We start from the raw sequence: 21,651 nt of genomic DNA, 5'->3' as shown, positions 1-21,651 counted from the left end.
GTCAGACTAAAAATGAGTAAACTGCACAGTCTATTGATTTTACTAAGTCAATTCTAGTTATGATTCTTTTTTACTACCTCGTTGTATTTCCTATCTCTCGCATGCCTTGGTGGATGGTCTATGGATTTTCTGACTTCTTGTATTGGACAGGCTATAAGATATTTCGTTATCGAACGAGAGTAGTCAACACCAATTTGAAGAAGTCCTTCCCCGAGAAATCGGCAGCAGAAATAAAGGATATTAGAAGGAAGTTCTACCGACACTTTTGTGATGTCATGCTGGAAGGTATCAAGATGCAAACCATGACGGCTGAAGAATTAGCGGTCAAGCAGACCGTTTCAAATCCTGAAATTGTCGACCACCTGTTTGAACAAGGCAAAGGGCTCATCATCTGTACAGGACATTATAATAACTGGGAGTATGTAGCCACAGGTATTAACCCCTGGTTTAAACACCAGACACTAGGCATTTACCATCAATTCAAGTCTGAATTCTTTGAGCGCAAAATGTTAGAGGCTCGGTCAAAAACCGGAATGCTACTTGTATCACGAAAGGCTATTCGAGAAGGGTTCTTTAAAGAACACAAAGATCCGTATGCTATTTTCTTTGGCGTAGATCAATCTCCAACCATTGCAAAAAAAGTATACTGGATGGAGTTTTTAAATCAGGAAACCCCAGTAGCCTTTGGAGCCGAAAAGTATGCTAAAGAAAGAAACTACGCAGTGGTATTCGCAAAGAATGAGAAAGTCAAAAGAGGACATTACTGCATGACTTTAGAAATTCTTACTGAAGATCCGCTGAACACGGCACATGGAGAAATCACCGAACTGCATCATAAGACCTTAGAAAAAATAATTCAAGAAAGGCCAGAGTATTGGCTGTGGTCTCATAAACGCTGGAAAAGAAAGAGAAAGGCAGGTGAATGACATTTTAGGCGAGGTTATGTCTAGACGGAGATTTTAAGTACTTTTGCAGCTCAATTTCAACGAGATGAGCATAGCGCAGGAGATAGAGAAACGTAGAACCTTCGGAATTATAAGTCACCCAGATGCGGGTAAAACCACGCTCACTGAAAAGCTTTTGCTTTTTGGAGGTGCCATTCAAAAGGCGGGAGCTGTGAAGTCGAATAAAATCGATATGCACGCCCGTTCCGACTGGATGGAGATAGAAAAGCAGAGAGGTATCTCAGTGGCAACCTCCGTGATGGCGTTTGAATACGAGGGCTCAAAAATCAACTTACTCGATACTCCTGGTCACCAAGACTTTGCCGAAGATACTTACCGTACGCTTACTGCGGTTGACTCCGTAATTATGGTAGTCGACTGTGTGAAAGGCGTTGAGATTCAGACAGAGAAACTCATGGAGGTTTGTAGAATGAGGAGCACTCCGGTGATCTCATTCATCAACAAGCTTGACCGTGAAGGGAAAGACCCTTATGATTTGCTCGATGAAATTGAAGGCAAGCTTGGTATAGAAGTTCATCCACTCAGTTGGCCAATTGGAATGGGTAAAACTTTCCAGGGTGTTTACAGCCTTTACGACAAAAGCTTGAGGCTTTTTAAAGGTGGGCAGCAACTCCACGAAGAGGCTACTAAATTCTCAGACATCAACTCTCCAGAGTTAGAAAAACTAATTGGAGAGCGTTATGCAAATCAGCTGCGCGAAGATGTAGAAATGCTGCAAGATCTTTACGGTGAGCTTCCTGTGGAAGACTACCTTTCTGGGAAAGTGGCTCCTGTCTTCTTCGGCTCGGCAGTAAATAACTTTGGAGTGAAGGAGCTACTCGATACTTTCCTTAAAATTTCGCCTAACCCAAAGCCAAGAAAGCTGGATGAGGAAATGATTACTCCAACTCATAAAGAGTTTACAGGTTTTGTGTTCAAGATTCACGCAAACATGGATCCAAAACACAGAAACAGAATCGCATTCCTAAGAATCTGTTCTGGTAAATTCGAAAGAGGTTCTAATTATTACCACACCCGTCAGGATAAAAAATTCAGAATATCTCAAGCCACAGCCTTTATGGCTCAGGATAAAGAAACCATTGATGAAGCCTACCCAGGAGACATTATTGGTTTGTATGATACTGGTAACTTCAAAATTGGTGACACCCTGACTGAAGGCATGAAAGGTATTTACACTGGTATTCCTGCTTTCTCTCCTGAAATTTTCAGAGAGGTGATCAACAAAGACGCCATGAAAACCAAGCAATTAGATAAAGGCTTGAAGCAGCTAATGGATGAAGGTGTTGCACAGCTCTTTAGCTTTGAATTAGGCTCTAGAAAGGCAGTTGGTGTAGTTGGTCAGCTTCAGTTCGAAGTAATCCAATATAGATTGAAGCACGAGTACGGAGCTTCGGTTGAGTTTGCTCCAATGCAGCTTTATAAGGCCTGTTGGATTTCGGCTAAGGATCCGAAAAAATTGAATGAGTTTATCAGCTCAAAGCAAAGGCACATTGCCAGAGACAAAGACGATAAACTTGTTTTTATGGCTGAATCAAAAGCTTGGCTTCAAATGGTTCAAGACAACTTCCCCGATATTCAGTTTCACTTTACAAGCGAATTCTAATGGAAAGCATCGTTCAACCTCTATATGAAGACAATCACCTACTGATTGTCAATAAACCAGCTGGTTACCTTGTTCAAGGTGATCACACTGGCGACAAAACCTTATTAGATTATTGTAAGGAGTACATTGCTGAGAAGTACAATAAGCCAGGGGCTGTTTTCCTTCATCCGGTTCACAGACTAGACAGACCTGTAAGTGGTGTCTTGGTTTTTGCTCGTACGTCTAAAGCCTTGGAGCGAATGAATAAAATTTTCGCTTCTAGAAAGATTCAAAAAACCTATTGGGCTATTGTAAAGAAAAGGCCAAGTCAGCAAAAAGGTAAACTAGTAAGCTGGCTGAAGAAGGATGGAGCGAAAAACACCGTGACTGCTTATGCTGAACCGATAGATGGTGCTCAGAAAGCCGAGACTAACTTTAAGGTGTTAGGTAAGCTGAACAATCATTACTTAGTTGAATTAGAACCGTTAACTGGAAGGCCACACCAACTGAGGGTACATATGTCGGAGTTTGGTTGCCCAATTCGTGGTGATTTAAAGTATGGCTTTAAAAAACCTAATGAGGACAAGAGCATCAACCTACATGCCCGCAGATTGTACTTTGAGCACCCAGTAAAAAAAGAGCCTATCGTAATTGTAGCAGGTTTACCAAATGAGCAGTTCTGGGAACAGTTCTTAACATTAGATGAGGTAAAAGTAAAGGAAAAGAACATCAACAATATGTTTTCATAAGAATATTGTTGAAAGGTTTGTTTTAGCGGATTTGGGGTGTTGAACAATTCATCATTCTGAAACGATTATTTATTAGGTATTGGCGGTAGCCAATGAAAGGCTTAATTTCAACCCAAATCCTTATCTATGAAAACCTTAACTCAACTCACCTTATCTCTTACACTTACGCTTTTCTTGTTCAGCTGCGGAGAAACCAGTCAAACCACTCAGGAAGAACCCTATGGAAACCCTGCAGCTGAAGGCTTTAATGAAGCAGAATCTGATGCAAAAGCCATTGCCATTGCCGATGAAGTAATGGAGGCTATGGGCGGCCGAGAAGCATGGGATAATACCCACTATATTGCTTGGAAGTTCTTTGGCCGTGATGCATTGGTTTGGGATAAGTGGACAGGCAATGTTCGCATTGATGCCGGTAATGGAATGACTTACCTCACCAACATTAATGATGGCACAGGAAGAGCCTTTATGAATGGCGAAGAAATTATGGATGCCGACTCGGCTCAGAACCTAATGCAAAGAGCCAAAAGCACATGGATCAATCACTCTTACTGGTTAGTGATGCCATTTAAGCTGAAAGATTCTGGCGTTACCTTAAAATATGTGGGTGAGGAAGCCACTGTTGACGGAAGAGCTGCTGACAAACTGAACCTGACCTTCGAAAATGTAGGCCGAACTCCTCAGAATATGTACTATGTATGGGTAGATAAAGAGACTAAGTTAGTTAGCCAGTGGGCCTATTATTCATCTCAAGAGGCAGAAAAGCCAGGCTTCACCATGCCTTGGCTAGACTATAAAAAGCATGGAGAAATTATGCTTTCTAGCAGTAGGGGCGAACGTGGAATGGAAGACGTTATGGTTTTCGATGAACTTCCAGAATCAGTTTTCACTTCTCCAGAAAAACCAGATTTAGCAAGTTTAGCTTCTCAGGAATAAGAATCCCCAGATTTGCTTCCCTAGCTGTCATTCCTGCGAAGGCAGGAATCTCTGTGAGATTAGTACAACCGAGGAGATCCCCGCATGCGCGAGGATGACAGATTTAATTATTTTAGGGAAGCTAAATGCATTATAATAGCTCACTAATGAAAAAGACCATTGCTCTCATGCTTCTTGTTTTGCTAGTCTCATGTGGTTCAAAACAAGACGATCAAAAAGAAACCAACCAACAAAGGCCTACACCCTATTGGCAACCGCAAGAATCTGGGGTAACTGCAGGGTTCCGTGGTCTTTCTGCCGTTTCTGATGATGTAGCTTGGGCCAGTGGAAGCACAGGAACTGTGATCAGAACTATAGATGGCGGAACCACTTGGGAGAATGTTTCTATTCCCGGTACTGATACGCTTCAATTCAGGGATATTGAAGCATTCGATTCCAACACGGCCATTGTGCTCAGTGCAGGCCTTCCAGCAGTGATTTACAAAACAACGGATGGCGGCCAGAATTGGGAACAGAAGTATTTCAGTATGGTAGAAGGCACTTTCTACGATGCCATGGATTTCTGGAATGATAAGGAAGGCATTGCTTTTGGCGATGCTATAGATGGCAGACTTTTAATCCTCAAAACATCCGATGGTGGAGAAACCTGGAACGAACTTCCATTTGAACAAAGACCGCAAGCACTTGATGGTCAGGGAGGCTTTGCGGCCAGTGGCACTTGCCTGAGAACTGTTGGTGAAAATCAGGTTTATATTGGTTTGGGAGGGCAAGAAGCCAGCCTTTTCTACTCCTTCGATAAAGGAGAAACCTGGCAAAAAACCATCACCCCGATGCAATCAGGAGAATCTACAGAAGGTATTTTCTCAATCGACTTTAAAAATGAAATGGAAGGCCTAATGGTTGGTGGCGATTACCGTGGCGATTCGCTCACCAAAATCAATGCGGCTTATACCACAGATGGTGGCAAAAGCTGGTTTCCGGTAATGGCCGGTATGAAGCCGAATGGTTATCGCTCTGGAGTAGCCGTTTACGACAACAACCTAGTATTGGCCGTTGGCCGAGAAAGCTGCGACTATTATTACGATGGAGACAAAGCCTATACTCCAATGGAAGGAAAATACTACGCTGTATCCGTTTCCAAAACAGGCAAATCAGCCTGGGCCAGTGGCCCGGGTGGAGCTGTAGCAAAGTTGGGATTTAGGTATATTGAGTAGAATTGTATGGAAAAACACTCAACAATAAACGGCACACCACAGCAAAATGAGTTTCTTACGAAATACCTTAAAGTCTTTCGTAAACTACGAATCGATCGCTCTCACGGCATTGCCCCGCACAAGCCGATTCTTCTTCTTTCTATTATTCAGGCATATGAAACCAAACGAATATCAGAACCTAAGATTTATCTGACACCTGAATTGGTTGCTCTTTTCAAAACCAACTGGAATAAGCTTGTTCAAACCAATCATGATTGTCGGATATCCTATCCCTTTTTCTATATGAAAAGCGAGGGTTTTTGGGTGTTGAAGCCAAAGGCTGGATTTAGCAACCTGAATACAATGGGTTCGTTAGTCAAGAGCTTTGCGAACCTAAATGCTGCGGTGGAGTATGCCGAGATCGAAAAACCCTTATTTGAGTTACTTAATGATGCATCTTCTAGAAAGGCTCTCTTGCAGGTTTTGTTAGAAGAATATTTTCCAAACACTAAGGGTTACTTTTCTGAACAAGACCCTGTCTCACTTTTCAATGATTTAGAATACAGCTTTTTAAACGATCCTTCCGAATATTATAGAGATAGAACAAAGGAACTGTTGACTCAAAAAAATGACGAGGAAATCTTTCTTAGAGGGTCAGTTTTCAAGCGTGAAATTCCAAAAATATACGATCATTCTTGCTGTATTTCAGGGCTGAGGGTCAGCTCAATGCATAACATCTCGATGATAGATGCTTGCCATATAATACCCTTTAGTGAAAGTTATGATGACACGGTAACCAATGGAATCGCCTTATGTCCAAACTTGCATCGTGCATTCGATAGAGGGTTATTGAGTATTACTCCAGACTTCCGAGTTAGGGTTTCTGAAGGGTTCGTGGAGGAAGGCAAACTTACGCTTAGGCAATTCGAGGGCCAGCGAATAAGTCTTCCAGCGAATAAAAAATACTGGCCAAATAGAGAGAGCCTAGAATGGCATGGAGTTAATGTTTTTAGATGAAAAATATAGTCTTCATTGATACAGAAGTTGACCCAAAGAATAATCGAATCCTCGATATAGGTGCTATAAAATCAAATGGAGATTCATTTCATTCAAACTCTATACCTGACTTTATCCGATTCCTGACTGATTCAGAGTTTATATGTGGTCATAATATTCTAAGCCACGATCTTAAATTTATTCGCAACTCCTTTTCTCAGGATTTCCTTGAATCAAAGAAGGTAATAGATACACTGCATTTATCGCCTTTACTATTCCCTTCAAAACCATATCATAATCTATTGAAGGATGACAAACTTCTCACAGAAGAAATTAATAACCCACTTAATGACTCAATAAAAGCTAAAGACCTCTTTTTTGATGAACTCACTGCATTTCAAAAAACAGAAGGTCATTTTAAAGAAATCCTCTACCTGCTTTTACACGACAAAAAAGAGTTTTCCTCTTTTTTCAATTTTGTTGACTATAGATCGGAATATAAAAACCCTACAGAATTAATACATGGATTCTTTCAATCGAAGATCTGCACAAGCTCCAATCTGCTTAAGATAAGCTCTGAACACCCTGTAGAATTAGCTTATGCATTGGCTTTGATTAATTCTAAAAACAAGTATTCAATTACCCCACCATGGGTATTAAGAAACTATAGGGAAGTAGAACGAATTGTATTCCTTCTAAGGAATAAACCCTGTATAAAAGGCTGTGTTTATTGTGATCAGGCATTAGATATTCATGCTGGCTTAAAAAGGTTTTTTGGTTTTAACTCATATCGAAGCTATGGCGGTGAACCATTACAAGAAAAGGCTGTAAAAGCAGCAATCGACAACAAATCAATACTAACCGTTTTTCCAACAGGGGGAGGAAAGTCAATTACATTCCAAGTGCCTGCCTTGATGAGCGGGGAAAACACAAGAGGTTTAACGGTGGTTATTTCACCTCTCCAATCCCTGATGAAAGATCAAGTAGATAATTTGGAAAGGGTTGGGATTACCGAATCTGTAACAATCAATGGGCTATTGGATCCAATTGAACGTAGTAAGTCGTTTGAAAGGGTTGAAGATGGTTCGGCATCCATCCTTTATATATCCCCTGAATCCCTGAGATCAAAGAGTATAGAAAGATTGATTCTGGGTAGAAAAATCTCACGTTTTGTCATTGATGAGGCACACTGTTTCTCTTCTTGGGGACAAGACTTTAGGGTAGATTATTTATACATAGGCGATTTTATCAAGTCAATTCAGGAAAAGAAGAATTTAGAAGAGGGAATACCAGTTTCCTGTTTCACGGCTACTGCCAAGAGAAAGGTTATTGAAGATATAAGAGAGTATTTCAAGAATAAACTGGGATTGAGTTTAGAGCTTTTCAGCTCAAAAGAATCAAGAAAGAACCTTCATTATCAAGTGTTTGAAAAGGAGAATGAAGAGGAAAAATACAATACAGCAAGAGATTTAGTGGATGAAAAGAATTGTCCTACAATAATCTATGTCTCTCGGACCAGAAGGGCATATGAACTTGCAGAGCGCTTGGTAAAAGATGGGTATAAAGCCAGGCCTTACCATGGTAGAATGGAGAAGCAAGAAAAGTCTGCCAATCAGGATGCTTTCATAAATGGAGAGGTACAAATAATGGTCGCTACATCTGCCTTTGGAATGGGGGTTGACAAGAAAGATGTTGGCATGGTTATTCACTATGAAATCTCTGATTCACTAGAAAACTATGTTCAAGAAGCTGGTAGGGCAGGAAGGGATCAAAGCATTACGGCTGATTGTTACGTGCTTTTCAATGAAGAAGACCTTAGCAAGCACTTCATTCTACTCAATCAAACCAAATTGAGTATCAAAGAAATTCAACAAATCTGGAAAGCGATTAAGCATATCACAAGGTTTCGTTCAACAGCCTCTAACTCCGCTTTAGAAATCGCTAGAAAGGCAGGGTGGGATGACAATATAAGAGATATAGAGACCCGGGTTACAACAGCTATTGCCGCCTTAGAAGATGCTGGCTATCTGAAGCGAGGACAAAATATGCCGAGGATATTTGCTAACAGCATTCTAGCTAAGAATGCACAAGAGGCAATCGATAGAATAAACGCATCTGAAAAGTTTCAGGAAAATCAAAAGGAGAAGGGAGTTCGAATAATTAAATCCCTTTTCTCAAGCAAGAGCAGAAAACAGAGTAATGATGATGTAGCCGAATCTCGTGTTGATTACATATCTGATCATCTTGGAATTGTCAAAGAAGAAGTCATCAATATTGTGAAACTTCTTAGGGAGGAAAAAATTCTAGCAGATGCGAAAGACTTGACAGCTTTTATTCAGAAAGATGAGAGTGTAAATCGTTCACTTCATATAGTTCAAGTATATGCCAAAATTGAAAAGTTTCTGCTGTCCGTTTTTCAAGAGGAAGAAAGAACTTTTCATATCAAAGAGCTGAATGAAACAGCTGAGGAAAATGGCTGTAATGAAGTCAGTCCTCAAAAGTTGAAAACAATCATCAATTTTTGGGCGATCAAGAACTGGATTAAAAGGCATCTAGACCCATCCAAAAACCACATAACCGTATTGTGTAGTCAATCAAAATTGGCACTTCAAGATAAACTGGAGAAGCGCCATGAGTTGGCTCAATTCATAATTGAATTACTCCATCAAAAGAGTTCTTCTTTAAAACCGAGTAATGAAAAGGAACAGGTATTAGTAGAGTTTTCTGTTCAAGAGTTAAAAAAAGCTTATGAAAACCGTCAGGCGCTTTTCAGGCTAAATATTTCCACTGACGACATAGAAGATACTCTGTTTTATCTATCACGAATTGAAGCAATAAAAATTGAAGGTGGGTTTCTTGTAGTATACAATAAATTGACGGTAGAGCGTATCGAACAAGACAATAAGAAAAGGTACAAAATAGAGGACTATCAAAAACTCAATCAGTTCTATGAATCCAAAGTTCAGCAAATACATATTGTAGGGGAATATGCTAAAAAAATGATCAGCGATTATAAAGATGCCTTGCAATTTGTGGAGGACTACTTTCAGTTGAATGATCAATCTTTTTTATCTAAGTACTTTAAAGGAAGTAGACAAGATGAGATTAAGAGAAATATTACACCCTCCAAGTTCAGACAGCTCTTTGGAGAACTGTCTCCTACCCAGTTAAAAATTATAAATGATAGAGAATCTAAACAGATTGTAGTTGCAGCAGGCCCTGGGAGTGGCAAAACAAGGGTATTAGTCCATAAGTTGGCTTCACTGCTTTTGATGGAAGATGTAAAGCACGAACAATTATTGATGCTTACATTTTCAAGAGCAGCTGCAACAGAGTTTAAGAAACGCCTCTTACAATTAATAGGAAATGCTGCATTGTATGTAGATATAAAGACGTTTCATTCTTACTGTTTCGATTTATTGGGCAAGGTTGGAACTCTAGACAAATCAGATGGTATACTCAAAAGAACTGTCGAGCGAATAAGAGTAGGAGAAGTAGAGTCAAATAGAATAGCTCGTACAGTCTTGGTTATTGATGAAGCTCAAGACATGAATTCCGATGAGTTTGAACTCATTCAGGTTTTGATGGAGCAAAATGAAGAAATGAGAGTGATTGCTGTTGGCGATGACGATCAAAACATCTACGAATTTAGGGGGTCAAGTTCCAAATATTTAGAGCAATTCATTCGAACCAATAAGGCTGTAAAGTATGAACTAGTTGAGAATTATAGGAGCAAATCAAATTTGGTAGAATTTACTAATCAATTTGTTAGAACAATTCATCATAGATTAAAGAACACTCCGATCATTGCCAGACAAGCAGGCCTAGGCGTTATAAAAATTATTCAATATCAAAGTACAAACCTGATTACACCCTTAGTTCAAAGTATACTTGAAAGTGAACTGATGGGCACAACCTGTGTTCTAACAAAAACCAATGAAGAAGCAATGTTTGTTACCGGATTGCTTCTTAATAATAAGAGGAATGCCAAACTCATTCAGACCAATGATGGATTTAGTTTATATAACCTTGTGGAGGTTCGGTTTTTCATTGGTCAATTAAACTTGGACGAATCTTCTTATATAGTCCATGAAGAAAACTGGGAGGAAGCGAAAAGAGAGCTACGCAACCAATTTGAAAGCAGTACTACTTTAGAGATTTGCCAAAATATTATAAGAGACTTTGAAGTCACTAATCCTAAAAAGAAATACCGTTCTGACTTTGAGGTTTTTATTAGAGAATCAAAGTTGGAAGACTTTTATGGTGAGGATGTCGAGACAATATTTGTATCCACTATTCACAAAGCAAAGGGAAAAGAGTTCGATAGTATATTTCTTCTTCTTGATAACTTTAATCTAAATACTGATGAGGCAAAAAGGCAAGTATATGTAGCCTTAACTAGAGCAAAACAAAATCTTTCCATTCATTTAAATAGCCGCGTGTTTGAGCATATTAATAGTCAAAACATAATCAAGACTATTGATCCCTCTGTCTATTCACCACCGGATGAAATTCTCCTTCAATTGACACACCGAGACGTTCAACTAGGATATTTTGAATTTGTACAACATCGAATTCGTGAACTATTAAGTGGAGATGCATTATTACTATCCGAAGAGGGTTGCCTTAATACTAACAGAGAGTTTGTTCTCAAGTTTTCAAAAAGCTTCAAGAAAAAGCTCAAAGAACTCGAAGAAAAGGGCTTCAAAACCAAAGACTGTAAGATAAACTATCTTCTTTTCTGGAAAGCAGAAGACTCCGATCGAGAAGTGGGAATTGTACTGCCAGAGATATATTTCGAGAGAAATGATCGAACTTCTCTTCCTAATCATGAATAATCATAAGCTTATAATGCTTCACTCTTAATTTTAGAGACTGCTTCAGTCGTACCTCCTTCGCAGTGACGAAAAGTAAAGACAAAAAAAACCGAAGGTTAACTACTCCTTCGGGTCACTAAACAAATAAACTACTAACTGTATGAAGAGAACTACTGACTAGTCCTCGTTTTTCTTTAATCTATCCTTTCAATTATCATACCAAAATCGATCTTCACGATTTTACTATATAGACGTTTTTTTAAGCAGAATAGTTTAAAGCGCTACGTTCCTTTAACTATAATTAACTTCTTGCTACACAAGCATTAAACACCGTCTGTCTCTTTCTTATTGGTATTGCAAAATTAGATTAATGTATGCATCTTTAACGAAGGACTTAGTTAACAAATTGTTATGCTTAAATTTGCTCTTCGAATTCTTTGGAAAAACCGTCTATTCAGCCTTTTAAACGTTGTTGGGCTTACTTTTGGTCTTGCCGCTACCATTTGGTTGGTTATGTTTCTTCAGAACGAATTAACATTCGATCAACATTTCAATAACCATGAGAGAATCTATCGGGTGAGCCATGTGCTTTCTGCACCAGGTGTAGAGTTCAACACAGCCTACTCCGCTTCTGAGCTGATGCCAAAGATGAAGGAAGAACTCCCGGGAATAGAAAGTTTTTCTCGATTTGGTTTTGTTGGCCAACCAGAAATTAAATACAACAACCAATCATTCAGCCAAGAGCGAATGTATTACACCGATCCTACCGTGTTCGATATTTTCAACTTAAACCTGTTGATTGGCAATTCGGAAACTGCCTTAAAAAACCCGAATGCTGTGATTATTTCTAAGTCTGTCAATGACAAGTTATTCGGTGATGAATTAGGATTGAATGAAACCATCAGAATTGATAACCAAGACTTAAAAGTTACTGGGGTTTATGAGGACCTCCCAAAAAACACACACTTTGAATTTGACGTGCTGATTGCAGGCATTCAAACCAGAGAGTTTGCCATGCAAGACGGTGTGTTCAACTCAGAGGTGTTGTGGAATGCTGACGGACTTAACTATGTGTTACTAGAAGAAGGCACCACCAAAGAAGACATTTTAGCCAAGTTCGCTCCGTTCAATGAAAAGTATTACATGCCTTTTGGTAATCAGATTAATGGGAATCACAAACTGAGACTTCAGCAGCTATCATCCATTCATTACGATAAAGAGAGCATTGATGATGATTTTGCTAAAGGCAACCCAACCAATTTATTGGTTTTCTCCTCTGTAGGCTTGGCCATACTCTTTCTAGCTTGTATTAACTACATCAATTTGGCCACGGCTAGAGCAGGTTTAAGAGCGAAGGAAATTGGAATCAGAAAGGTTTTAGGAACAAACGTCAACAGCCTGAGAGCTTCTTTGCTTACCGAGTCTTTGGTACAATCCATTGTATCTTACCTTCTAGCCATTGTTATGGTGTGGGCACTTATTTCTAACTCTCCTTTACAAAGCTGGCTTGGAGTAAGCTTCGATTTTACACTCTTCCAAAACCCTCCACTTTTGCTCGGCACATTGGCCATTGTGCTACTTACTGGCCTGATAGCTGGCATTTATCCAGCTTTCTATCTTTCGCAGATCAAGTCAGTTTCTGCACTCAAAGGAACATGGACAGCCTCAAAGTCTGGACAGATGGTTCGCCAAGGTTTAGTGTTATTTCAGTTCGTTATATCTATAGGCGTTCTGCTCAGCACATTGCTCATGAAAGATCAGATCTCCTTCATCCAGAATAAGGACATGGGCTTTGAGAAAGATCAGGTAATGATGATAACCACAAGTGATTCAGTAACTCAGAGCAGGTATACTGCCATGAAAAATATTTTAGAGACTTATCCTATGATCGAAAATGTCACTTCATCGAACTTCTTAGTGGGTTCAGATATTGGGCAGATAGTTTTTAAGGTCGAAAAGGATGGTGAGATGAAGCAAATGGAGTTTAAGTACATCCATGGAGGAGTTGACTACCTCAAGACTTTTGGTATTCCCTTGGCTGAAGGAACATTTTTCACCAAAGACGAGACAAGTGGTAATGCAAAGTTTGTGATCAATGAAACAGCTGCTCGAGAAATAGGCTGGGATCAACCTGTTGGGAAGAAGCTAGGCTTTTTTCACCAACAAGAGCCTGGGCAGGTTATAGGAGTAATGAGAGACTTTAATCACTTCTCGCTCCATAACCCAATTGAGCCTTTGGTTTTCGTTTACAACCCCAATCCGGGCAGGCATTTAATTGTGAGATTCAATCAAAATCAAGCTTCGGAAGCCCTAAAGGCTGTGGAGACAGTATGGAACGAACAGTTGCCTAATTACCCGTTTGAATACAGCTTTCTTAATGACAGGCTGAGCACATTATACGAAGCCGATAGAACACAAAGTAAGCTAATCACTTTTATGACCCTCCTTTGCGCCATCATATCACTTATTGGATTGATTGGGCTTACGGCCTTTAACATTGATCAGCGTAGAAAGGAAATCGGAATTCGTAAAGTATTGGGTGCCATGTCTCCACAGATTGTCGGGCTTATGTATTCGGGCACCTTCCGCTTGCTACTAATTGCTAGTGTAATTGCTGTTCCATTGGCTTATTTAGGCATCGACAAATGGAGTCAAAACTTTGAATACCAAACGGGAATCAATTTTGGCCTGATCGCTTTAGGAGTTGGTGCCGCCTTAGTACTCACTTTTATCTTGGTAGGAGGTTTAGTTTTTAACTCAGCTCAAAAGAACCCTGTAAAGACTCTAAGGCAGGAATAGGCTAAAATCCTTAATAGCCATTAAACATAACTGCTAATAATACACTAACCTAAATTGACTCCAACTACAGAGTTCTTTTTAGACAAGATGCTCTGTACAATCAATCTGGAATGAACGCGAGTGTTTTCTATAAAGAGTTTACTGGTTTGCATACCTGCATTTATTACGCCAGCCACGTACACTCCAGACAGCTCTGTTTCTAGCGTTTTTTCATTGTGCAGCGGAATTCTATATTCATCAGTGCTCACAGGGATTCCTAGCGATTCAAAAAGCTGGTAGTTTGGCATATAGCCAGTCATGGCAAGTACAAAGTCGTTCTCTAATACCACCTGACCATCGGCAGTCTGAAGCACAACTTCATTGGGTCTAATCGCTGTTACTGAAGTATTAAAATAAGCCTTTATACTACCTTCTTTAATCCGGTTTTCAATATTCGGACGAATCCAATATTTTACTTTTGGGTAAATCTCAGATTCGCGAATGGCCATAGTCACATCTGCTCCTTTGTAGTAAGTCTCCAAGGCAACATCGCAGGCAGAGTTAGCTGCTCCTATCACTAATACTTTCTGATCTACGTATGGGTGTGGGTCGTCATAGAAGTGCTTGACTTTCTTCAAGTCTTCACCAGGTATATTGAGCATTCTAGGGGTATCATAAAAACCTGTGGCTACAATAACATTGCTGGCCTTATACATGCCCTTGGTAGTTTCTACTTGATAAACCTCACCATTATGATCCATAGATTTCACTTCTGTATACAAGTGAACTTCCAAATCCCAGCTATCCTGAACTCTTCTGAAGTACTCAAGCGCCTCTCTTCTAGTCGGTTTATCGTTGTGAGCAATAAACGGTACGCCCCCAATTTCCAATAAATTAGAGGTAGAAAAGAAGGTCATATTTGTGGGGAAATTATAGAGTGAATTGACCAGAACACCTTTCTCCAAAATAACATAAGAAAGACCTGCCTTCTTAGCTTCAATGGCACAGTTTAACCCAATAGGTCCTCCTCCAATAATTATTACATCGTACTTCAAAGCATCAAAATTTACTTATTAAAGTAAATCAAATGGGTAAGGAAAAGTTCGGTAAATGTTTTCTAATTATGAATTCGATTGCTCTTCCGTTGAAAAACCAATACAAAAGCTGCACTAATAATCACAATATTCTTCACAATGTATTGACCTTCCATAGTAAGCTGAAACGGAAAGCTTTTGAAAGTGACTTCGGTAAGAATAAAGAGCGGCATAATAGTGCAGGCCATGTGAAAGAGTAAAAGCCAAAAAGTGAGCCTAAACTCTTTTGAGAACACTAGTAAAAGGCCTAAGCCTACTTCCATAGTGGCTAGACTTGGCATAATGAGCCATTCAGGGAACAAGTGAAATGAAAGAATTTCTACTGTGGTTGAAGCTAGTCCTTCTGCAGGGCTTAAGCCGGGAAAAAATTTGAGTCCACCAAACCATAAAAATAGAATGCCAATGCAAACTCTAAGAATACGAAATTGGTGACGCTCCAGAAAAAAAGTGATATAGCGCGTCATAGTTTAAAAAATCAGTCCTCTAATATATCATTTTAGAGAAAAGTAAAACCTGACAAAGCTTAGTTTAAGTGAATATATGATGGCTTACTGCTTCTTTTTTCCTTTAATGACGTTCGGATACTCCCGACTTACTTGCTGAAAATGTTTGTAAACAGCATTGATGAATGCCAGAATGAGTCCAACTCCTATGCCTATGTATATTATAGTAAATAGCTTTCCTAAATCAGTCTGAGGAGAAAAATCGCCATAACCTACAGTGCTCAATGTAATAGCCGCAAAATACAGGGAGTCTAAATACGACCAGCCTTCCAGATAATGGTACACCAACGCACCACCAAATAAGATGCCTATAGAGGCTCCTAATAGACTGCGATAATGCTTGTCTTTGAGAAATTCAATAAGGGTGTGAAATACGAATTTCACGCAAAAACCAATTTAGAACTTAACCTTAGCTGTTTTTATTTCTTCTCCACGCTTGAACTCTACGGTGGTTTCATCGCCAGATTCAAATGCGCTTAATGCTCGCATATAGCCCATCATGTCTACAATGGTAGAGTCTCCTAACTTCATTACAACATCTCCTTTTTCCATTCCGGCTGCAGAGGCGGGTTTTCCTTCGGTTACTCCGTCAATACGCATGCCCTTTCCATCATATAAGTAATCTGGAACCACTCCGAGGGAAACCGTAAACCTTGGAGAGTCGCCAGAATCATCTTTAGTTTTGGTAAATGCTAGCCTCTCTTTATCATCTAGGTTATCTATCAGCCTTTCTATGTATCTGATCACCTTAATCATACCAGGGTAATTAATCTTATCCTCATCATCAGTAGGTCTGTGGTAATCTTCATGCTGACCGGTGAAAAAGTGAAGTACTGGGATGTCTTGCAGATAGAAAGACGTATGGTCAGATGGACCTACTCCAGATTCGGTGGTAACAAGCTTTAATGAATCGTAATTCACTTTATTAATTACCTCATTCCACACCGGACTAGTTCCTGCTCCATATATAGCCAAAGAGTTGTCTTCCTTCAACCTACCAACCATATCCATATTAATCATGTAGTTAATGCTATCTATCGATACCGTTGAGTTCTTTGAGTAATAGTTAGATCCCCAAAGACCATTCTCTTCACCGGAAAAGGCTACAAACAGGAAGTTGTAATTAGCCTTTTTGCCAGCATAAATCTCTGCCAATTGAATTAAAGCAGCTGTTCCACTGGCATTATCATCGGCACCATTGTGTATTGCCTGACCTTCACCTCTGTACAAAGAGCCTTCATTGCCGTAGCCTAAATGATCGTAATGCGCACCCAGAGCAATGGTATACTCAGCACCATTGTCTATATAGCCCACTACATTTCTGCCAGAAATACCTTCTCCATTCGTTCCAATTACGGCCTCTTCATGTGGGTTTGAAGGCTTATTCACCTTAAAAACCTGAAAGTACCTATCGGTTCCTTTTGGTTCCAGACCTATTTCCCTGAATTTATCGGCAATATACTTTGCAGCCAAAACCTCACCATCGGTACCAATGGCTCTGCCTTCCAAGTCATCGCTTGCTAAATAAGTAATGTCTTCCTTTAGGCCAGTCATCAACTCTTTGTCGGTGGTAAAGTCTGTACAAGCCGTTGCTAAAAAAGCCAAGGCGAGAATGGTATAAAGTCGCTTCATATGCTCAAGATTTAAGTCAAAGATAATAATGATTATCTTCGCGGCATTAATTGCCCATCATGATTAGACATTATCTACTACTATTAGTAACGCTTGTAACATTAGCTTCTTGTAATCAGGAAAAGTCGAATAGCACTACCACAACCGATGCACATTCTGCTGCCGACTCGCTTCTTCTTCACCCAGAAGAAATGAAGTATCTGAAGAATATTAAACAACTGACCTTTGGTGGAAACAATGCAGAGGCTTATTGGAGCTTTGATGATAATTACTTGGTTTTTCAGTCAGATTACAGCGAATGGGGAGCAAACTGCGACCAAATTTATGTTATAGACTGGAGAAATGATGACCTGAAGAATAATGCTCCAACCATGGTGAGCACGGGAATGGGCAGAACAACTTGTTCTTATTTTTTGCCGGATAATAAAACAATAGTTTACGGCTCCACTCATTTAGGAGATGAGGACTGTCCGCCTGTTCCAGAAAGAAGAGCTGATGGCAAATATGTTTGGCCTATTTATCCGAGCTTCGATATTTTCACTGCAGATCTTGATGGAAATATCATTAGCCAATTGACTAGTGAGCCAGGTTACGATGCAGAGGCCACGGTTTCTCCAAAGGGAGACAAAATTGTTTTCACTTCTATGAGGACTGGCGATTTGGAGCTTTTTACCATGAATATTGATGGCTCGGATGTAAAGCAAATCACTAGTGAATTAGGTTATGATGGAGGAGCTTTCTTCTCTCCTGACGGTAGTAAGTTGATCTTCCGTTCTTCGAGACCAAAAACTGAAGAAGAGATAAAAGAGTACCAAGACTTGTTGGCCGAAGGCCTTGTAATGCCAACCGACATGGAGCTTTACATTTGCAATGCAGATGGCAGCGACTTGAGAAAACTTTCAGACTTAGGACAGGCCAATTGGGCACCGTTTTTTCATCCTTCGGGCGAGAAAATCATCTTTGCTAGTAATCATACGGCAACCAGAGGTTTTCCTTTCAACTTATATATGATTAATACTGATGGAACTGGTTTGACCAGAATCACCCATGATGAAACCTTCGATGCATTCCCTGTTTTCTCAAATGATGGTAAGTACATTGTGTTCTCTTCTAACCGAAACAATGGCGGAACAAGAGATACCAACCTCTTCGTAGCCGAGTGGATTGGGGGGTAAGAGGTATTAATGATTGCCCAAGAACGCCTTGAAATAGCGTATTTATTGAATAGAGCAGGATGGTATGTCCTGCTTTTTTTATGTCTTCTTTAAATCAAATTTCATAATTGTAGAATTTGTTTATATGTTTGTTCTACAAATACGAAAATTGGATAGATGAAAGGAACGCAGTTAGGTGAGTTTGAAGAGTTGGTACTTTTAATTGTTGGAGTGCTTTATCCTGAGGCTTATGGTTTGAGTATTCGGGAAGAAATTATCAACCAGACCAAGAGAAAGGTAGCTATAGGTGCTGTCCATTCTGCATTGAGCAGGTTGGCGGAAAAGGGTTTTTTAGAGTCTAATTTGGCTGATGCAACCCACGAGAGAGGAGGCCGCAGAAAGCGCTTGTTCACTATTACTGCTGAAGGCAAACGAGCATTGGAGAAAAACCATGAGCTACGCAATAGCTTGTTCAGTCAGATACCAGATGTAGCACTCAAACTAGCCAGAGTTGTCTCATTCTAAAAACTTCTTTGAGCCACCTAAATTTGGCAGCCGGCTGTTGCATTGGTTCTGCAAAGGTCGTTTGCTAGAAGAAATTGAAGGTGACCTCTTTGAATACTATCAAGCTGAGCGAGAGGAAAACCCTAAGTGGAGGGCTAACCTTCATTACTGGTTCCACTTGTTCAATTTCCTGCGTCCTTTCGCGGTTAAAAAAATCGGTCAAAACTCAAATTTTATCATCATGTACAGAAGCTATTTCAAATTTGCTTGGCGCGGAATGATGCGTCATAAAATGCAAACGAGCTTTCATTTATTGGGCCTTATTTTGGCCTTTACCGTTTGTGGATTTATTTATTTACACCTGAAGTTCGAAACGTCTTATGACTCTCATTTCGAAAATGCCGATGACATTTATCGCATTGCCTGGATGAATGAAAATCCGCAAACGCGTACGCCTCACCCAATGGCACAAGCCATGGTCAGTGATTTTCCTGAAGTAGTTGAAGCGGTAAGTCTTTCTCCTATTTATGGTCCTGGCCTAACCAAAGCGAGTGTTTTGCTTACCCATAGGCAGAATAATGTTGAGCACGAGGTGAATGACGGGTTCTTTGCAGACAGTACTTTTTTCGATGTATTTAGCTTTAAAACCATTCAGGGTGATGCTAAAGAGGCATTGAAAACATCATGGGCCATAGTGCTTTCGGAGTCGACTGCTAAGCGATTTTTTGGAGATGAAAATCCGGTTGGGGAAAGATTAAGCTTCAACGGAATGGAAGACATGCTGGAGGTTGCAGCAGTTGTGGAGGATGCTCCTAAAGCGTCTCACTTCCACTTCCACTTTATTATTTCTTATGTGAGTATAAAGTCGCTAGACTTTAATGATCCCTGGATGTCTTGGGATGATTTTGGGCACTTTAACTACGTTAAGCTGAGTGCTGGTGCATCGGCTGAAAACCTAGAAGCCAAAATTCCCGATTGGGCGCCTAAGTACCTCAATTGGTCGGATGATAATGTCGAAAGCTTGAAAGCCAGAGAAGTAGGTTTCGAACTTCAGCCTATTCAAGACATTCACTTACACTCTAATATTCGCTGGGAGTTGGAGCCCAATGGTAGTTTCAGTTATCTGATTATATATGGAGTAAGCGCACTATTCATCCTACTTATTTCTATTATCAATTTTGTAAACCTGAATACAGCCAGAGCAGCCCAGAGACTGAAAGAAGTAGGGGTGAAAAAGACGCTTGGCGCTTTCCGATCACAAATTTTTGCTCAGTTCAGTGTAGAGGCTTTAGTCACTACTTTTCTGGCTTTGATTATTGCTGTTTTCGTTATGTATTCACTCGAAACGCCTTTTAATCATTTAGTGGATGGAAGTGTTGTCATTGAAAATTTATGGCAAGCCGATGTAATGGTTTTCATGGTGTTGATAGCCGTGTTTACTGCTGTGGTTTCAGCGCTATACCCTTCTGTTTATCTAAATTCTTTTGAGGCCGGCAGTATTCTGAGAGGCTTAAAACTAACCAAGCTTGGAGGTTCTAATTTGAGAAATGGTCTGCTCGGAATTCAGCTTGTGGCTACGGTTATTCTCATTAGCGGAAGCCTGATTATTCGTAATCAAATTCAGTTTTTGAAGGATAAGGATTTAGGCTTCGATCAGGAAAATCTAATGGTGTTGGAAATTGTAGGGCAAACAAGTAGTCAGAAAATTAAGGTGCTTAAAGATGAGCTGACTTCCATTCCGGGAATTAGCCAAACTTCGGCTGTTTCTAATGTTCCTGGAGGGCAATTCAATCAGCATCCTTTATACTTAGAAGAGAATCCACAGTTGAGGGTAGATGCTTCTGAAATGTTTGTAGATAAAGATGTTGCCAGCACGCTGAGTCTGGAAATGGTAGATGGCAGAATGCTAGACGATGTGTTTGCGGCCGACTCTGCCGGAACAGCTTTTGTGTTGAATGAAACCGCTGTTCGCGACCTGAATGCTGAAGACCCTGTAGGGAAGCAGCTGTATTGGGTGAACAATGAGGAATTGGTAAAAGGTACTGTTGTTGGGGTGGTAAAAGACTTCCACTATAATTCGTTACATGTTCCGATTAGGCCAATGATTTTGATGGTTAACGAGAATGCTACAAATTATTTGGTGACCAAATTCAGCCCGAATAATTTACCTGAGATTATGGAGCAGGTTGAATCTAAGTTCACGGAAGTTGTTCCTGAAATTGACTTTAGTTATAGATTTCTAGATAGCCAAATTGAAGAGCTATATCAGGAGGAGGCACGAACACTTAGGCTTACGATTATTCTTTCTGTCATCTCAATATTCTTGGCTTGTGGAGGTTTATTAGGCGTTATTTCTTTGGTCATCAAGCAGAGAGTAAAAGAGATTAGCATCAGAAAAGTGTTAGGAGCATCGGCTAAGCAAATCCTTTGGTTGATGAATATGAAGTATCTCTTTATTGCTGGAGCTTCGTTAGTTGTTGCCATTCCAATATCCATCTTTTTTATGAGCGATTGGCTTAGCAACTTCACTTATCAGTCGGGTATTAGTCCTATGGTTTATGGTATAACTGCTTTGGGAGTATTATTGCTGATTGGTGGAACTATCAGTCTAATCTCTATAGCTACCATCAAAAGTAATCCTGCGAATGCTTTACGAATGGAGTAGTTCTTAGAGCGGTTCTTGATTTTTCTTTGCAACCAACTAACATTTTTTGAGTCTGTGTAATGAGTTCTCTAGGGGTTCGTCTTCCT

15 protein-coding genes are annotated in these 21,651 nt (G+C 40.0%); 11 read left to right on the top strand and 4 right to left on the bottom strand.

The genetic code is table 11. The features are described 5' to 3' along the window. The first annotated feature begins 59 nt into the window (after positions 1-59). The 8 genes from T7867_RS05130 (at position 60) to T7867_RS05095 (ending at position 14,034) form a co-directional block, all read left to right on the top strand. Positions 60-926, top strand: a complete 867-nt coding sequence (locus T7867_RS05130; protein ID WP_322299916.1) for a lysophospholipid acyltransferase family protein — start codon at positions 60-62, stop codon at positions 924-926. A gap of 64 nt (positions 927-990) precedes the next feature. Beyond that, positions 991-2,568, top strand: a complete 1,578-nt coding sequence (locus T7867_RS05125) for a peptide chain release factor 3 (protein ID WP_068216439.1) — start codon at positions 991-993, stop codon at positions 2,566-2,568. After that, positions 2,568-3,296: an RluA family pseudouridine synthase gene (locus T7867_RS05120; RefSeq protein WP_068216436.1), complete on the top strand. Its 729-nt coding sequence runs from the start codon at positions 2,568-2,570 to the stop codon at positions 3,294-3,296. The genes T7867_RS05125 and T7867_RS05120 overlap by 1 nt, the downstream gene beginning before the upstream one ends. 126 nt (positions 3,297-3,422) lie before the next feature. Further along, positions 3,423-4,229, top strand: a complete 807-nt coding sequence (locus tag T7867_RS05115) for a DUF6503 family protein (RefSeq protein ID WP_068216435.1) — start codon at positions 3,423-3,425, stop codon at positions 4,227-4,229. A gap of 146 nt (positions 4,230-4,375) precedes the next feature. Beyond that, complete coding sequence (locus T7867_RS05110; protein WP_068216433.1) at positions 4,376-5,443, top strand: WD40/YVTN/BNR-like repeat-containing protein; 1,068 nt, start codon at positions 4,376-4,378, stop codon at positions 5,441-5,443. Positions 5,444-5,449: 6 nt separating this feature from the next. Further along, positions 5,450-6,439 (top strand): HNH endonuclease, encoded by a 990-nt coding sequence (locus T7867_RS05105; protein ID WP_068216431.1) that lies wholly within the window; start codon positions 5,450-5,452, stop codon positions 6,437-6,439. Continuing rightward, a complete protein-coding gene (locus T7867_RS05100; RefSeq protein WP_068216429.1) occupies positions 6,436-11,256 on the top strand; it encodes a RecQ family ATP-dependent DNA helicase in 4,821 nt (1,606 codons plus the stop codon). Before T7867_RS05105 ends, T7867_RS05100 begins: the two co-directional genes overlap by 4 nt. A 390-nt stretch (positions 11,257-11,646) precedes the next feature. Next, on the top strand, positions 11,647-14,034 hold the full coding sequence (locus tag T7867_RS05095) for an ABC transporter permease (protein ID WP_322299915.1): 2,388 nt from the start codon (positions 11,647-11,649) through the stop codon (positions 14,032-14,034). 44 nt (positions 14,035-14,078) lie between these two features. Here the strand turns inward: T7867_RS05095 and T7867_RS05090 are convergent, their stop codons facing one another. From T7867_RS05090 to T7867_RS05075, 4 genes are all read right to left on the bottom strand, one after another. Continuing rightward, positions 14,079-15,068, bottom strand: a complete 990-nt coding sequence (locus T7867_RS05090; RefSeq protein WP_068216425.1) for a YpdA family putative bacillithiol disulfide reductase — start codon at positions 15,066-15,068, stop codon at positions 14,079-14,081. Positions 15,069-15,130: 62 nt separating this feature from the next. After that, complete coding sequence (locus tag T7867_RS05085) at positions 15,131-15,571, bottom strand: DoxX family membrane protein (RefSeq protein WP_068216423.1); 441 nt, start codon at positions 15,569-15,571, stop codon at positions 15,131-15,133. A gap of 84 nt (positions 15,572-15,655) precedes the next feature. Further along, positions 15,656-15,994, bottom strand: coding sequence for a potassium channel family protein (locus T7867_RS05080; protein WP_221405965.1), 339 nt, complete (start codon positions 15,992-15,994; stop codon positions 15,656-15,658). A 12-nt stretch (positions 15,995-16,006) separates the two neighbouring features. Continuing rightward, positions 16,007-17,242, bottom strand: a complete 1,236-nt coding sequence (locus tag T7867_RS05075) for a M28 family peptidase (protein WP_322299914.1) — start codon at positions 17,240-17,242, stop codon at positions 16,007-16,009. 59 nt (positions 17,243-17,301) lie between these two features. On the opposite strand from T7867_RS05075, the gene T7867_RS05070 reads away from it, so the two are divergent. The 3 genes from T7867_RS05070 (at position 17,302) to T7867_RS05060 (ending at position 21,565) form a co-directional block, all read left to right on the top strand. Continuing rightward, positions 17,302-18,417: a TolB family protein gene (locus tag T7867_RS05070; RefSeq protein WP_322299913.1), complete on the top strand. Its 1,116-nt coding sequence runs from the start codon at positions 17,302-17,304 to the stop codon at positions 18,415-18,417. A gap of 156 nt (positions 18,418-18,573) precedes the next feature. Continuing rightward, on the top strand, positions 18,574-18,921 hold the full coding sequence (locus tag T7867_RS05065; protein ID WP_322299912.1) for a PadR family transcriptional regulator: 348 nt from the start codon (positions 18,574-18,576) through the stop codon (positions 18,919-18,921). After that, the gene (locus T7867_RS05060) at positions 18,908-21,565 is read left to right on the top strand and encodes an FtsX-like permease family protein (protein ID WP_322299911.1); all 2,658 of its coding nucleotides are present in this window, start codon (positions 18,908-18,910) and stop codon (positions 21,563-21,565) included. Before T7867_RS05065 ends, T7867_RS05060 begins: the two co-directional genes overlap by 14 nt. Positions 21,566-21,651: the final 86 nt, after the last annotated feature.

It is taken from the genome of Roseivirga spongicola, assembly GCF_034376045.1.
Classification (GTDB): domain Bacteria; phylum Bacteroidota; class Bacteroidia; order Cytophagales; family Cyclobacteriaceae; genus Roseivirga; species Roseivirga spongicola.
This window is presented reverse-complemented; position numbering and strand designations above follow the sequence as displayed.